This is a genomic window from Tsuneonella sp. HG094 (assembly GCF_053819285.1).
In genome coordinates this window covers 288,323-301,295 of sequence record NZ_JBSORA010000001.1, presented here as the reverse complement: position 1 = coordinate 301,295, position 12,973 = coordinate 288,323, and the positions used below count along the sequence as shown (strand labels likewise).

13 protein-coding genes are annotated in these 12,973 nt (G+C 66.4%); 8 read left to right on the top strand and 5 right to left on the bottom strand.

The window, feature by feature from the left end; genetic code table 11:
* Positions 1-13 precede the first annotated feature (13 nt).
* From ACWPMX_RS01520 to ACWPMX_RS01485, 8 genes are all read left to right on the top strand, one after another.
* Positions 14-232, top strand: a complete 219-nt coding sequence (locus ACWPMX_RS01520) for a hypothetical protein (RefSeq protein ID WP_455698284.1) — start codon at positions 14-16, stop codon at positions 230-232.
* Complete coding sequence (sucD, locus tag ACWPMX_RS01515) at positions 229-1,119, top strand: succinate--CoA ligase subunit alpha (RefSeq protein WP_455698283.1); 891 nt, start codon at positions 229-231, stop codon at positions 1,117-1,119. Before ACWPMX_RS01520 ends, sucD begins: the two co-directional genes overlap by 4 nt.
* Before the next feature lie 76 nt (positions 1,120-1,195).
* Positions 1,196-4,009, top strand: coding sequence for a 2-oxoglutarate dehydrogenase E1 component (locus tag ACWPMX_RS01510; RefSeq protein WP_455698282.1), 2,814 nt, complete (start codon positions 1,196-1,198; stop codon positions 4,007-4,009).
* Between the two features lie 10 nt (positions 4,010-4,019).
* Positions 4,020-5,303, top strand: a complete 1,284-nt coding sequence (gene odhB, locus ACWPMX_RS01505) for a 2-oxoglutarate dehydrogenase complex dihydrolipoyllysine-residue succinyltransferase (protein ID WP_455698281.1) — start codon at positions 4,020-4,022, stop codon at positions 5,301-5,303.
* 2 nt (positions 5,304-5,305) lie between these two features.
* Positions 5,306-5,644 (top strand): hypothetical protein, encoded by a 339-nt coding sequence (locus ACWPMX_RS01500; RefSeq protein WP_455698280.1) that lies wholly within the window; start codon positions 5,306-5,308, stop codon positions 5,642-5,644.
* A 4-nt stretch (positions 5,645-5,648) separates the two neighbouring features.
* Positions 5,649-7,052, top strand: coding sequence for a dihydrolipoyl dehydrogenase (lpdA, locus tag ACWPMX_RS01495; RefSeq protein ID WP_455698279.1), 1,404 nt, complete (start codon positions 5,649-5,651; stop codon positions 7,050-7,052).
* Positions 7,053-7,255: 203 nt separating this feature from the next.
* Positions 7,256-7,708, top strand: a complete 453-nt coding sequence (locus ACWPMX_RS01490; RefSeq protein WP_455698278.1) for a hypothetical protein — start codon at positions 7,256-7,258, stop codon at positions 7,706-7,708.
* A 12-nt stretch (positions 7,709-7,720) separates the two neighbouring features.
* Positions 7,721-8,332 (top strand): trimeric intracellular cation channel family protein, encoded by a 612-nt coding sequence (locus ACWPMX_RS01485; RefSeq protein WP_455698277.1) that lies wholly within the window; start codon positions 7,721-7,723, stop codon positions 8,330-8,332.
* Here ACWPMX_RS01485 and ACWPMX_RS01480 read toward each other — a convergent pair.
* The 5 genes from ACWPMX_RS01480 to ACWPMX_RS01460 all read right to left on the bottom strand — a co-directional run bounded on the left by ACWPMX_RS01480 (position 8,329) and on the right by ACWPMX_RS01460 (position 12,963).
* Positions 8,329-9,096: a hypothetical protein gene (locus ACWPMX_RS01480; RefSeq protein WP_455698276.1), complete on the bottom strand. Its 768-nt coding sequence runs from the start codon at positions 9,094-9,096 to the stop codon at positions 8,329-8,331. The two genes, ACWPMX_RS01485 and ACWPMX_RS01480, sit on opposite strands and share 4 nt — an antisense overlap.
* A 114-nt stretch (positions 9,097-9,210) precedes the next feature.
* Entirely contained in the window at positions 9,211-9,795 is a 585-nt protein-coding gene (locus tag ACWPMX_RS01475; RefSeq protein ID WP_455698275.1) for a hypothetical protein, read from the bottom strand.
* A 146-nt stretch (positions 9,796-9,941) separates the two neighbouring features.
* Positions 9,942-11,309 carry a serine hydrolase domain-containing protein gene (locus ACWPMX_RS01470; protein ID WP_455698274.1) on the bottom strand — a complete coding sequence of 456 codons (1,368 nt, stop codon included), beginning with the start codon at positions 11,307-11,309 and terminating at the stop codon, positions 9,942-9,944.
* 86 nt (positions 11,310-11,395) lie between these two features.
* A complete protein-coding gene (gene rplQ / locus ACWPMX_RS01465; RefSeq protein ID WP_455698273.1) occupies positions 11,396-11,821 on the bottom strand; it encodes a 50S ribosomal protein L17 in 426 nt (141 codons plus the stop codon).
* A gap of 89 nt (positions 11,822-11,910) precedes the next feature.
* Positions 11,911-12,963, bottom strand: a complete 1,053-nt coding sequence (locus ACWPMX_RS01460; protein ID WP_455698272.1) for a DNA-directed RNA polymerase subunit alpha — start codon at positions 12,961-12,963, stop codon at positions 11,911-11,913.
* Positions 12,964-12,973 lie beyond the last annotated feature (10 nt).

Here is a 12,973-nt window from a genome sequence, read left to right as displayed (position 1 = left end):
GTGTGGGGCCGGCATGGCAGTTGGCCTCATGGGCATTATTGCGGGGATGACCGGCGGACGGAGATCCGAAAGTTTCTGGCTCGGCAACGCCGGTTCAGGAGATGGTTTTGGGCTGATCGGGCTCTTCATCGGGGGTGCCATCGTTGCCGGTGCATCGCTGCTACTCTTTTTAATCGCGACGACGACATCTCGTTTGCGAGCCAACAAGTTAACCGGAGAGATTTCGGAATGAGCATCCTCATCGACAAGAACACCAAGGTCATCACTCAGGGGATGACCGGCGATACCGGCACCTTTCACACCCAGCAGGCGCTTGACTACGGCACCCAGATGGTCGCGGGCGTTACCCCCGGCAAGGGCGGCACCACGCACATCGGCCTGCCCGTTTACGACACCGTCGGCGACGCGGTGAAGGCAACCGGCGCGACTGCGAGCTGCATCTACGTGCCGCCGCCGTTCGCCGCGGATTCGATCCTCGAGGCGATCGACGCCGAGGTGCCGTTGATCGTCTGCATCACCGAAGGCATCCCGGTGCTTGACATGGTGCGGGTGAAGAGAGCGCTGACCGGCAGCAAGTCGCGCCTCATCGGCCCGAACTGCCCCGGCGTGCTGACCCCGAACGAATGCAAGATCGGCATCATGCCCGGCTCGATTTTCAAGAAGGGCACCGTCGGCGTCGTGTCGCGCAGCGGCACGCTGACCTATGAGGCGGTCCACCAGACCACCATGGTCGGCCTCGGCCAGACCACCGCGGTCGGCATCGGCGGCGACCCGGTCAACGGCACCAACTTCATCGACGTGCTCGACCTGTTCCTGAACGACGACGAGACCAAGTCGATCATCATGATCGGCGAGATCGGTGGCAGCGCCGAGGAAGAGGCCGCCGAGTTCATCAAGGAACAGGCGAAGAAGGGCCGCAAGAAGCCGATGGTCGGCTTCATAGCCGGCCGCACCGCGCCTCCGGGCCGCCGGATGGGCCACGCGGGCGCGATCGTCAGCGGCGGCCAGGGCGGTGCCGAGGACAAGATCGCCGCGATGGAAGCGGCCGGCATCCGCGTCTCCCCTTCCCCGAGCGAGTTGGGCACCACGCTCGACGCGCTGCTGAAGGAACTCGCCTGACCGACAAGGCGGCGCGCCTCCTCCCCGGGAGCGCCGCCCCGGTTCGGGCATTGCCTTGTCAAAGGTAGGCCACCCGATGGGTAACGAAGCACACGATTTCCTCCCCGAGGACCCCCAGCCGGGTCCGTCGTGGGCCCGCGCCCCGTGGCGCACCGACGAGGACGACCTGACCCAGGCGCTCGACCCCACCGCGATGCAGGTCGCAGTCAAGGCGGCGGCGGCCAAGGGCGGCCAGGTTCTCGACGACAAGGCGATCGAGCAGGCGGCGGGCGATTCGATCCGCGCGATGCTGCTGGTCCGGACATATCGCGTGCGCGGCCACCTCGGCGCGGACCTCGACCCGCTCGGTCTGTCGAAGCAGGACCTGCCCGCCGACCTCGATCCCGCCTACCACGGCTTCACCGGCGCCGCGCTCGACCGCAAGGTCTACCTCGGCGGCGTGCTCGGCCTCGAATGGGCGACCGTGCGCGAGCTCGTGGACGTCCTGAAGCGCAATTACTGCGGCAAGGTCGGCTACGAATACATGCACATCGCCGATGTCGAGGAGCGGCGTTTCATCCAGGACCGCATCGAGGGCGGTGACAAGTCGATCGACTTCACGCCAGAGGGGAAGAAGGCGATCCTCGCTGCAGTGATCCGCGGCGAGCAGTACGAGAAGTTCCTTGGCCGCAAGTACGTCGGCACCAAGCGTTTCGGCCTCGACGGCGGCGAAGCGATGATCCCGGCGCTGGAAGCCGTGATCAAGTACGGCGGCAGCCGCGGCGTGAAGGAAATCGTCTATGGCATGGCGCACCGCGGGCGGCTGAACGTCCTCGCGAACGTCATGGCCAAGCCCTACAAGGTGATCTTCCACGAATTCTCGGGCGGCACCGCCAATCCCGAGGACGTGGGCGGCTCGGGCGACGTGAAGTACCACCTCGGCACCAGCACCGACCGCGAGTTCGGCGGCACCAAGGTGCACATGAGCCTGGTTCCCAACCCCAGCCACCTCGAGACGGTCGACCCGATCGTGCTCGGCAAGGCGCGCGCACAGCAGGTGTTCCGCGACGACATCGGTGCGGGCAAGCACAAGCAGGTGCTCCCCGTGCTGATACATGGCGACGCCGCGTTCGCGGGCCAGGGCATCGTGTGGGAGTGCTTCGGCTTCTCCGGCGTCAAGGGCTACAACACCGGCGGCTGCATCCACTTCATCATCAACAACCAGATCGGCTTCACCACGAGTCCGCAGTTCAGCCGCGGCTCGCCCTACCCCTCGGACGTAGCCAAGGGCGTCCAGGCGCCGATCCTGCACGTCAACGGCGACGATCCGGAGGCGGTGACCTTCGCCTGCAAGCTCGCCATCGACTATCGCCAGACCTTCGGTCGCGACATCGTGGTCGACATGTGGTGCTATCGCCGCTTCGGCCACAACGAGGGTGACGAACCTTCGTTCACCCAGCCGCTGATGTACCAGCGCATCCGCCAGCATCCGGCGGTCAGCAAGCTCTACGCCGACCGGCTGGTGCAGCAGGACGTAATCGACGGAAAATGGGCGGGCGAGAACGAAGCCGCCTTCGTCCAGCAGTTGGAAGGCGAATTCGACGCTTCGAAAAGCTATAAGGCCAACGAGGCGGACTGGTTCGCCGGGCGCTGGTCGGGTCTGAGCAAGCCTGCCGACCCGGAGACCGCGCGGCGCAACATCCAGACCGGGATCGAGGCCAAGCTGTTCGACAGCCTCGGCCGCACCCTGACGACGATCCCCGACAGCGTGCAGGTCCACAAGACCCTGTCGCGCGTGCTCGATGCCAAGCGCGAGATGTTCGCCAGCGGCCAGGGGTTCGACTGGGCGACCGCCGAAGCGCTCGCCTTCGGATCGCTCTTGTCCGAAGGCTACGCGGTGCGCCTGTCGGGCCAGGATTCGGGTCGCGGCACCTTCAGCCAACGCCACGCGGTATGGGTCGATCAGACCGACGAGCACAAGTACGTGCCGCTGTCGACCGTGCCGCACGGCAAGTTCGAAGTGCACGACAGCCCACTGAGCGAATACGGCGTGCTCGGATTCGAATACGGCTATGCCAGCGCCGATCCCAAGACGCTGGTGCTGTGGGAAGCGCAGTTCGGCGACTTCGCCAACGGCGCGCAGATCGTGATCGACCAGTATATCGCCAGTTCGGAATCGAAATGGCTGCGCGCCAACGGCCTCGTGCTGCTGCTGCCCCATGGCTACGAGGGTCAGGGGCCGGAGCACTCGTCCGCCCGGCTAGAGCGGTTCCTGCAGCTCTGCGCGCAGGACAATATCCAGGTCTGCAACATCACTTCGCCGGCGAACTACTTCCACGTTCTCCGCCGCCAGATGCATCGCGGGTTCCGCAAGCCGCTCGTGATCATGACCCCCAAGTCGCTCCTGCGCCATCCAATGGCCAAGAGCGAGGCGCGCGAATTCCAGGGAGAGGCGCACTTCAAGCGCATCCTTTCGGATCGCAACGGCAGCGCCGACGAGGCGACCAAGCGGGTCATCCTGTGTTCGGGCAAGGTCGCCTACGACCTGATGGAAGCGCGCGACAGCGCCGGGATCTCCGACACGCAGATCATCCGCATCGAGCAGCTTTATCCCTTCCCAGGTGATCCGCTGGCGCTGCGCTTCTCGCGAATGCCCGCGCTCGAGGAAGTGGTCTGGTGCCAGGAAGAACCGCGCAACAACGGTTCGTGGTTCTTCGTCGAGAGCCTGATCGAGGAATCGCTGATCGCCGCCAAGCGCAACGTCACTCGCCCGCGTTATGCCGGACGACTGGGCAGCGCATCGCCCGCCACCGGCCTCGCCAAGCGCCACGAGGCCGAACAGGGCGCGCTGCTCGCCGATGCTCTGGGCCTGTCGGTCCGTTCCGAAATTCGCCGCCGCAAGAAGGCCTGAGGTCAACACGATGTCCACCGAAGTCAAAGTCCCCACGCTGGGCGAATCCGTTTCCGAAGCGACCATCGGCGAATGGCTGAAGAAGCCAGGTGAGGCGGTCGCGCTCGACGAGCCGATCGCCAGCCTCGAAACCGACAAGGTTGCGGTCGAAGTCCCCTCCCCCGTTGCGGGGATCATGGGCGACCAAGTCGTGGCTGTCGGCGACACCGTGCAGGTCGGTGCGTTGATCGCGACGATCGAGGATGGTGCTCCCGCTGCGGGCGCCGAGCCGGTCGCAGAGCGGACCGAAGCGCCCGTCCCGCCTGCCTCCGACAGCGAGGCCAAGGCCGATGCGCCCGTTCCCGCCGAAAAGGCCGACTCGCCCGCCGGTGACGGCAGCCAGACGCTCAGCCCCGCGGTGCGTCGCGCGGTTCTCGAACACGGAGTCGATCCTTCGAGCATCAAGGGAAGCGGCAGGGACGGCCGCCTGACAAAGGAAGACGTGCTCGCCGCCGCCAGCCAGAAGCAGGATATGGCCAAGACCGCCGCTCCGGCTCCGGCCGCGACCGCCGCGGCGTCCCTCGCCCCGGTTGCCGCTCCCGCCGCCACCGGCGAGCGCCGCGAGGAACGGGTCAAGATGACCCGTATGCGCCAGACGATCGCCAAGCGCCTCAAGAGCGCGCAGGACACCGCCGCGCTGCTGACCACCTTCAACGACGTCGACATGACCGCGGTCATGGAAGCGCGCGAGCGGTTCAAGGACACCTTCGCCAAGAAGCACGACATCAAGCTCGGCTTCATGTCGTTCTTCGCCAAGGCCGCGTGCCTTGCATTGAAGGACATCCCCGGCGTCAACGCCCAGATCGACGGCGACGAGATCGTCTACTTCGACTACGTCGACATCTCCGTCGCGGTCAGTGCTCCCAACGGCCTGGTCGTCCCGGTCGTGCGCGATGCCGACAAGAAATCGTTCGCGCAGATCGAAAAGGACATCGCCGAATTCGGCAAGCGCGCCAAGGACGGCACGCTGACGATGGAAGACATGAAAGGCGGCACATTCACGATCTCCAACGGCGGCGTGTTCGGCGGACTCATGTCGACGCCGATCATCAACCCGCCGCAGAGCGCGGTGCTCGGCCTGCACCGGATCGAGGACCGTCCGGTCGTGCGCGACGGCCAGATCGTGATCCGCCCGATGATGTACATCGCCCTCTCCTATGACCACCGCTTGATCGACGGGCGCGAGGCGGTGACCGCCCTCAAGACGATCAAGGAAGCGATCGAGGATCCCATGCGGATGCTGATCGACCTGTGACCATGACCCGGACGGCCATCGCACCCAAGTCGCTGGTTCTCATGCTCGGAGCGCTTGCGCTCGGCGGCTGCGATGCAGCCACGCAGATCGCGGGAGAGGCGGTCCAGGGCGAAATCCGCAACGCGGTGTCGAGCCAGTGCGCGCAGGTTGCCGAGGGCGCCGGAATCGTCGCCGACCGGATTGCGGCCGTCTGCGAATGCACCGCCGCGGCCGTCGCCGCCGACAAGGCCGTCACGCTCGAAGACGTCGTCCCGTCGCGCATCGAAGGCGTCGTCAATCAATGTGCCGCCGAAACGGCTGGCACGACCAATGCTGTCGACCAGCAAACACCCACGGAGTAACCCGGTGGCTGACCAAACTTACGATTACGACGTCCTCGTCATTGGTGCCGGTCCCGGCGGTTATGTCGCCGCGATCCGCGCCGCGCAGCTCGGGCTGAAGACCGCTTGCGCGGAGAGCCGAGAGACGCTCGGCGGCACGTGCCTCAACGTCGGGTGTATCCCGTCGAAGGCCATGCTGCATGCCAGCGAGTACTTCGACGCGGCGAAGAACGGGACGATGGCGGAGATGGGCGTCGAGGTGACGCCAACGCTCAACCTCGACAAGATGCACACCCAGCGCCTCGACGCGGTCGGCGGTCTGACCAAAGGCATCGAATTCCTGTTCAAGAAGAACAAGATCGACTGGAAGAAGGGCCGCGCCACCTTCGTCGATCCGCACACGGTGGACGTCGGCGGCGAGCAGGTAACCGCGAAGAATGTCATCATCGCCACCGGCTCCTCGGTCACGCCGCTCAAGGGCGTCGAGGTCGACAACGACAAGCAAGTCGTGGTCGACAGCACCGGCGCGCTCGAACTGAAGGCGGTGCCCAAGAAGATGGTCGTGATCGGCGGCGGCGTGATCGGGCTGGAGCTTGGCTCGGTCTGGCGGCGGCTCGGGGCCGAGGTCGTGGTGGTCGAATTCCTCGACCAGCTGCTTCCCGGCATGGACATGGATATCCGCAAGGAAGCCGCGAAGATATTCAAGAAGCAGGGCATGACCCTGATGCTCTCGACCAAGGTCACCGGCTGCACCGTCAAGGGCAAGACCGCCTCTCTTACGCTGGAACCGGCCGCAGGCGGAGAGGCTTCGAAGCTGGAGGCCGATTGCGTTCTGGTGTCGATTGGGCGGCGCCCGAACACCGAGGGCCTCGGCCTCGACAAGATCAGGCTCGAGCTTAACCAGCGCGGGCAGATCGAGACAGACCACGACTTCCGCACCAAGGCGGACGGCGTGTGGGCGATCGGCGACGTGATCCCCGGCCCGATGCTCGCGCACAAGGCCGAAGACGAAGGCATCGCCTGCGCCGAGAACATCGCCGGGCAGACCGGCATCGTGAACCACGCAGTGATCCCCGGCGTGGTCTACACTTGGCCCGAAATCGCGGGCGTCGGCCTGACCGAGGACGACGCCAAGGCGAAGGGTGCGGTCAAGGTCGGCAAGTTTCCGATGATGGCCAATAGCCGCGCCAAGACCAACCACGAGCCCGACGGCTTCGTGAAGGTCATCGCCGACGCCGAAACCGATCGCGTGCTTGGCGTGTGGTGCATCGCGAGCGTTGCCGGCACGATGATCGCACAGGCCGCTCAGGCGATGGAATTCGGCGCCACCAGCGAGGACATCGCCTACACCTGCCACGCCCACCCGACGCACTCCGAGGCGATCAAGGAAGCTGCGATGGCGGTCACGGGCAAGCCGATCCATATGTGATCGAGGCTTGACCGCGCAGCCCGGCGGGATCAATGGGCCGCGCGTGAGCATTCTCGTCCTCCGCACCGCGACCCGCCAACCGGCGACCGTTCGAGTGCGCCTGGCGGGCACGCGCGGCTGACGCCGCCGCTCACGCTTCCATCGCACTCGGCCGCCCGGCCGGATGCGAACAAGGTCGGACCGCCTACTCGAGGATTCGACCGATGACACCCGAACACGAAATCGCCCGCATTGCCCTGGCAATGGTCGGCTGCACGCTGCCCAAGCCCGAATGGACCCACCGCGCGCACTTCGCCGCGGCGCTGTGGCTGCTCGCGCACCCTGACGTTCTGGCGCGCGAAGGCGGGATGGCGTCGCTCATCCGCCGCTACAACGATGCCACCGGCACGCCGAACACCGCGACGAGCGGCTACCACGAGACGATCACGCTCGCCTCGCTGCGCGGCGCCGCTGCCGTGCGCGAGTCGATGCCCGGCGCACCGCTCGGCAAGGTACTCGACTCGTTGATAGCGGGCGCGCTCGGCGACAAGCACTGGCCGCTCGCATACTGGACCGAGGCCCGGCTGCTGAGCCCCGAAGCGCGGGCAAATTGGGTCGAGCCCGACTGTGCGCCGCTGCCGTGGCCACCCCTCGCGCTAATGGGCAAAGCGGTTTAAGCCGCGACGACCATGACACCGGACGTGCTCCCTCCCGTGCTCGACCTTCTCGGAACAGCGGTCTTCGCGCTGACCGGGGCGCTGCTCGCCGCGCGGCTCAAGCAGACATTCGTGACGATGGCGTTCTTCGCGCTGGTGACCGGCGTCGGCGGCGGGTCATTGCGCGACATGCTGCTCGGCGCCCCGGCGTTCTGGCTGCACGACCCGTGGGTCGCGCCGGTGATCTTCACCACCGCGCTCGTCGCCTGGTTCACCCCGCGACAATGGTGGGAGGGCGAGTTGCTCGAATGGGCGGATGCAGCCGGCCTCGCCGCGTTCGCGGTTCTCGGGACCGCCAAGGCGCTCGCCTACGGCGTGGCGCCCGTCCCCGCCGCAGTGCTCGGCGTGGTGACGGGCTGCGCAGGGGGCGTTGCACGCGATGTGATCGCAGGTGTTCCCTCGATCATCATGCGGCCCGAAATCTATGTGACCGCGGCGGCGCTTGCCGCAGCGGTGACAGTCGCAGGCCTGCTGGTCGGACTGCCGGACGCGGCGACCTGGGCACTCGCCTGGGCCGCCGGGTTCGGAGTCAGAGGCGCCGCAATCCGCTGGAAGCTCGCGCTCCCCACGTACCGCGAGGTTTAGCCAGGAAAGTCAGGCGCCTGTGCGGTCTCATAGCGGCCGTCGTCGGCGGCCTCGGGTTCGCCCGGCAGCGGCCCGCCGGGATAGGCTGGATCACCCGCCGGATCCTGTGCCGCACGGGCGGCGGCGTAGCGATCGTCTTCCCATTGGCGGTCTTCGATCGGCGTCTCGGTGCCGCTGGCGTCACTCCCGCGGAAGCCCTCTCCCCGGCCGTAGTCGACGCCTTCGATCCGGCCGTCGTTGCCGATGGTGCAGCGGAAAGTTTCGCCAGTGCGCAGGCGGCCGGTCACATCCCAGCCGCTGCCGGTGCGGTTGGCTCCTTCGACGGTGTCGATCCGTGCATTACGTTCGACTTCGCGCGCGCACATGTCGACCGCGCGGTCGAGCCCGCGGCTGTCGTCCCACTGCGCGCCGCCCGAACGGTTGCGGTAGTCGTAACGGAAGTCGCCCTGGCGGCTGGGCTGGCGATAGTCGCGGTCGGGATAGCGATAGTCGCGATCCCGCTGGCTCGCCTTGCTCGCCGCGCTGGCGACGGCGGCGATCGTGCCGAGCACCAGGATGCCGCCGATCACGTCGCCCGCGTCTACGCGGTCGCGGCGGTACCAGCGACGGTGACCTTGCACGTTGACGCTGTCCCCATCGAACACGCCAAGCGCTTCTGCGCCAGCAGAGGCGGCCATGGCCGGAAGCTCGGCAGCCGCCAACGGCGTGGCTGCCATCGACAGGCTGGCGGCGAGTGCCGCGGCGGAAGCGAAACGGTGAAACATGATCTGCAGACCCCCTCGAAACAGATCGTGCGGCACGATGCCGCATAATGGAGATACGACTAGGCGGTCCAGGCTTGCAACAGCCTGAACCGCCCGTCGTGGTCAGAGTGGGACTTACCAGCCGTAACGGTTGTTGTTGTAACCGTAGCGGTTGTCGTTCCTGAGGCCGCTGTAATCGAGGTCGACGACGCGGCCGTACCGCACGTCACAGCTGAACGTGCCGCGGTCGTAGTTCCGGCCGCTGTAGCGGTAGTTGTAGTCACGGCCCCAGCCGCCGCCACGCTCGTTGACGATGACGGTGCCCTTCACCTTGTACCCGTCGCGCTTGCGATCGATGTTCCGGATGTCGGTCACGCGGGCGCCATAGGCTCCGCGCTGGGCGGCGTTGACGCACTGCTGGACGGCCGAGCGCGAGTCGCCATAGCGACCGTAATCGTATCCGTAGCCGTTGTTGTAGTAGCCGTTGTTGCCGTTGTAATACGGCTCGCCGTAGGTTCCGCGATAGCCGCGGTCCTTGCCGATCGAGCTGGCGACAGCGGCGATACCGCCGATCACAAGTGCACCGGCGATGATGTCGCCCGCCGAGATGCCGTCGCCGCGATCGCGGTAACGGTCCTGCGCCATGGCAGGGCTCGCGGAAGCCAGAGCCATCGCGCCAGCCGCGACGGTTCCGACGAGGGCCTTCGAAATGGTCTTCATGACTAACCTCACAGTTGCTCGGGAGAGGGTTCTCCCGCCTTCTGACCCGGTTGTATTCGAGTCGCACTGAGACAAGCCTGAATTGGGGTGAAAGGTTCCGTTCAGCTAGATCCACGCGAAACTGAACGTGGCACGGTTATTGCTGTTTACGACGCCGCCCCCGCGAGAACGTCGCGCACGAACCCGATCAGGTCGAATCGCGCTCCCGGCGGATCCTCGCCGCGGCGGACGATGACCATGTCGCGGCTCGGGACGATCACCACGTACTGCCCGCGATTGCCGTTCATCGCGATCGTATCGGCGGGAATGCCCACGCTCTTGTTGAGCAGCCAGAAACCCGCGCCGTAGCCCTGCTCGCCAGTCGGCTGGGGGCCGCTGGGACTGGAAACGTACGCCAGCCAGTCCGCCGGAATGACCTGCTCGCCGTTCCAGCGCCCCTTCTGGAGGTATAGCTGGCCGAGCTTCGCGAGGTCGCGCGGAGTGGCCCAGACCTGGCTCGACAGCACATAGTCGCCCCGCCAATCGGTCTCGGCGAAGGTCTGCGTCATTCCGAGTTTCGCGAACAGGGCCGCCGGTGGATGAGCGGCAAATGTCGGCTTGATCGCGCGGATCGCCGCCAGCGTGTCGTTGTTCGCGTAGCGGAACACGGTGCCTGGCGCATGCACGAGCGGCCAACCGGTCGCGGTCTCTTCGACGCTCGAGCCGCCGTAGTAGAGCGGATCGGTGCGCGCGCCGACGGTGTCCGAGAAGCGACCCGATGCCATGCGCAGCGCCTGGTCGATGGTGATCGCACGGCGTGGATCGTCCGCACTTTCGCCGAGTCCGGCCGACGCATTCACCTGCACTTCGCTGCGCAGGACGGCCGCGCCGATCATGGTCGCAGCGATGCTTTTCGCGACCGAGAAGGTGCGCTGTGTCGTTTCCGGACCGAAACCGGGGGCGAACGCTTCGCCAAGGATCTTGCCTCCGCGCTGGACAAGGACAGACGTGGTCCGCGCCTTGTCGCCGTAGCGCGCATCGAATCCCGTCCGCGCGAGGGCTGCCAACGGGCCTTTGTCGATGGGCGAGACTGAACGCGCGGCGCGGCTCGCCTCAATGGCACCTTCGCGCAGCACCTCTGCCGGCTTGTCGGCCCCGATCGGCAGGCTCGCGCAACCGGCACCAGCCCGGTTGGCCGCGATGCGCGGCGGCATGTCATCGGCCCACGCGACCGAGACGCTGTCGAGCATTCCGTCGGCGCCATAGTCGATGACATGCGGCAACCCGGCCACGATCGCGTCGAGCGGGGCCTGGATGCCGGTGAGTTCCCACTGGAGGACCGAGTCCGGCTCGCGGCGATGCGCGGTCGCCTCGGTGCTGGCGATCGCGCCGCAGAGCATCAACGCCTTGTAGCCGGCTGCCAGCGCCCGGTCGTACCGCGCCTGCAATCGCTCCTGCTCGGTCTGGGCGGTGGCTGGCCAGAACGGAGCAGTGGCGAGGAGCAGCGCGAGCGCGGCAAAAATGGAGCGGATCATGGCACGCACCTTGCCAGCGGATGCGCAAAAGGAAAGGGCCGGAGGTTTCCCCCCGGCCCTTCGCTTGTCTCGTTGCGAGCGGAGCCTCAGGCGTCCTCGAACTCGTCCTCGTCCTGGTTCATCACCGGACCCGAGTCCTGGCCCTTCGCCTCGACGTCGCGGTCGACGAGCTCGATGACCGCGATCGGGGCGGCGTCGCTCTGGCGGATGCCGGCCTTGATGATACGGGTGTAGCCACCCTCACGGTCGGCGTACCGCTCGGCCAGCACTTCGAACAGCTTCTTGAGCTGGGTCTCGTCGCCGAGACGGCCCATCGCGAGGCGACGGTTGCTGAGGCCGCCGCGCTTGGCGAGCGTGATCAGCTTCTCGACGTAGGGACGCAGTTCCTTCGCCTTGGGCGTGGTGGTGAGGATCTGCTCGTGCTTGATGAGCGAGGCTGCGAGGTTGCGCAGCAGCGCGGCGCGGTGGCCGCTCTTGCGCTGGAGCTTGCGGCCCTTGATTCCGTGACGCATTTCTTCGGTTCCTTCGTTCGTAGGGGGGCCGTGTCAGGTACCCCGATGCAGGCCGGATAAAGGGGTCCGGCCCATGCCCCGTTCGGCTATTAGCCCAGCAGCTCCTGCTCGAGCTTCTTCGCCATTTCCTCGATATTCTCCGGCGGCCAGCCGGGAATGTCCATGCCGAGGCGCAGGCCCATCGAGCTCAGGACTTCCTTGATCTCGTTGAGGCTCTTGCGGCCGAAGTTCGGCGTGCGGAGCATCTCGGCCTCGGTCTTCTGAACCAGGTCGCCGATGTAGATGATGTTGTCGTTCTTGAGGCAGTTCGCAGAACGCACCGACAGCTCGAGCTCGTCGACCTTCTTGAGGAGGTAACGGTTGAGCTGGTTGGCGTCGCTCTCTTCGGCCGGAGCGGCCATGCCGATCATCGGGCTCGAGGCGGCCGGCACGCCGTCCTCGAAGTGGACGAACAGCGCGAGCTGGTCCTGCAGGATGCGCGCGGCATAGGCCACCGCGTCTTCCGGGGTGACGGTGCCGTCGGTCTCGACCGTGAGGCTCAGCTTGTCGAAGTCGAGTTCCTGGCCGACGCGGGCGTTCTCGACCTTGTAGCTGACCTGACGCACCGGCGAATACAGCGAGTCGACCGGGATCAGGCCGATCGGTGCATCGACGGGACGGTTGCCCACGGCGGGGACGTAGCCCTTGCCGGTGTCGGCGGTCAGTTCCATGTTGAGGTTCGCACCCTCGTCGAGGTGGCAGATAACGAGATCCTTGTTCATGACCTCGATGTCGCCCGACACGGCGATGTCGCCGGCTGTGACTTCACCCGGGCCGGTGGCGGCGAGCTGGAGCCGCTTCGGGCCTTCGCCTTCCATCTTGAGGGCGATCTGCTTCACGTTGAGGACGATGTCGGTCACGTCCTCGCGCACGCCGGCGAGCGACGAAAACTCATGAAGTACATTCTCGATCTTGATCGAGGTGATCGCTGCGCCCTGGAGCGAGGAAAGCAGCACGCGGCGCAGCGCGTTGCCGAGGGTGAGGCCGAAACCACGCTCGAGCGGCTCGGCGACGAAAGTGGCCTTGCGGCCCTTCGCGGCGTCCTTGACCTCGAGGTTGTTGGGCTTCTTGAGTTCCTGCCAGTTCTTGGTGTTGACGGCCATGGATATCCCC

Bases quoted from the DNA above. Each gene is read 5' to 3' on its own strand.
- odhB (WP_455698281.1), top strand. From the start codon at position 4,020: ATGTCCACCGAAGTCAAAGTCCCCACGCTGGGCGAATCCGTTTCCGAA.
- ACWPMX_RS01475 (WP_455698275.1), bottom strand. From the start codon at position 9,795: ATGAAGACCATTTCGAAGGCCCTCGTCGGAACCGTCGCGGCTGGCGCG.
- ACWPMX_RS01510 (WP_455698282.1), top strand. From the start codon at position 1,196: ATGGGTAACGAAGCACACGATTTCCTCCCCGAGGACCCCCAGCCGGGT.
- ACWPMX_RS01485 (WP_455698277.1), top strand. From the start codon at position 7,721: ATGACACCGGACGTGCTCCCTCCCGTGCTCGACCTTCTCGGAACAGCG.
- sucD (WP_455698283.1), top strand. From the start codon at position 229: ATGAGCATCCTCATCGACAAGAACACCAAGGTCATCACTCAGGGGATG.
- ACWPMX_RS01520 (WP_455698284.1), top strand. From the start codon at position 14: ATGGCAGTTGGCCTCATGGGCATTATTGCGGGGATGACCGGCGGACGG.
- ACWPMX_RS01480 (WP_455698276.1), bottom strand. From the start codon at position 9,096: ATGTTTCACCGTTTCGCTTCCGCCGCGGCACTCGCCGCCAGCCTGTCG.
- ACWPMX_RS01500 (WP_455698280.1), top strand. From the start codon at position 5,306: ATGACCCGGACGGCCATCGCACCCAAGTCGCTGGTTCTCATGCTCGGA.
- ACWPMX_RS01470 (WP_455698274.1), bottom strand. From the start codon at position 11,309: ATGATCCGCTCCATTTTTGCCGCGCTCGCGCTGCTCCTCGCCACTGCT.
- rplQ (WP_455698273.1), bottom strand. From the start codon at position 11,821: ATGCGTCACGGAATCAAGGGCCGCAAGCTCCAGCGCAAGAGCGGCCAC.
- ACWPMX_RS01460 (WP_455698272.1), bottom strand. From the start codon at position 12,963: ATGGCCGTCAACACCAAGAACTGGCAGGAACTCAAGAAGCCCAACAAC.
- ACWPMX_RS01490 (WP_455698278.1), top strand. From the start codon at position 7,256: ATGACACCCGAACACGAAATCGCCCGCATTGCCCTGGCAATGGTCGGC.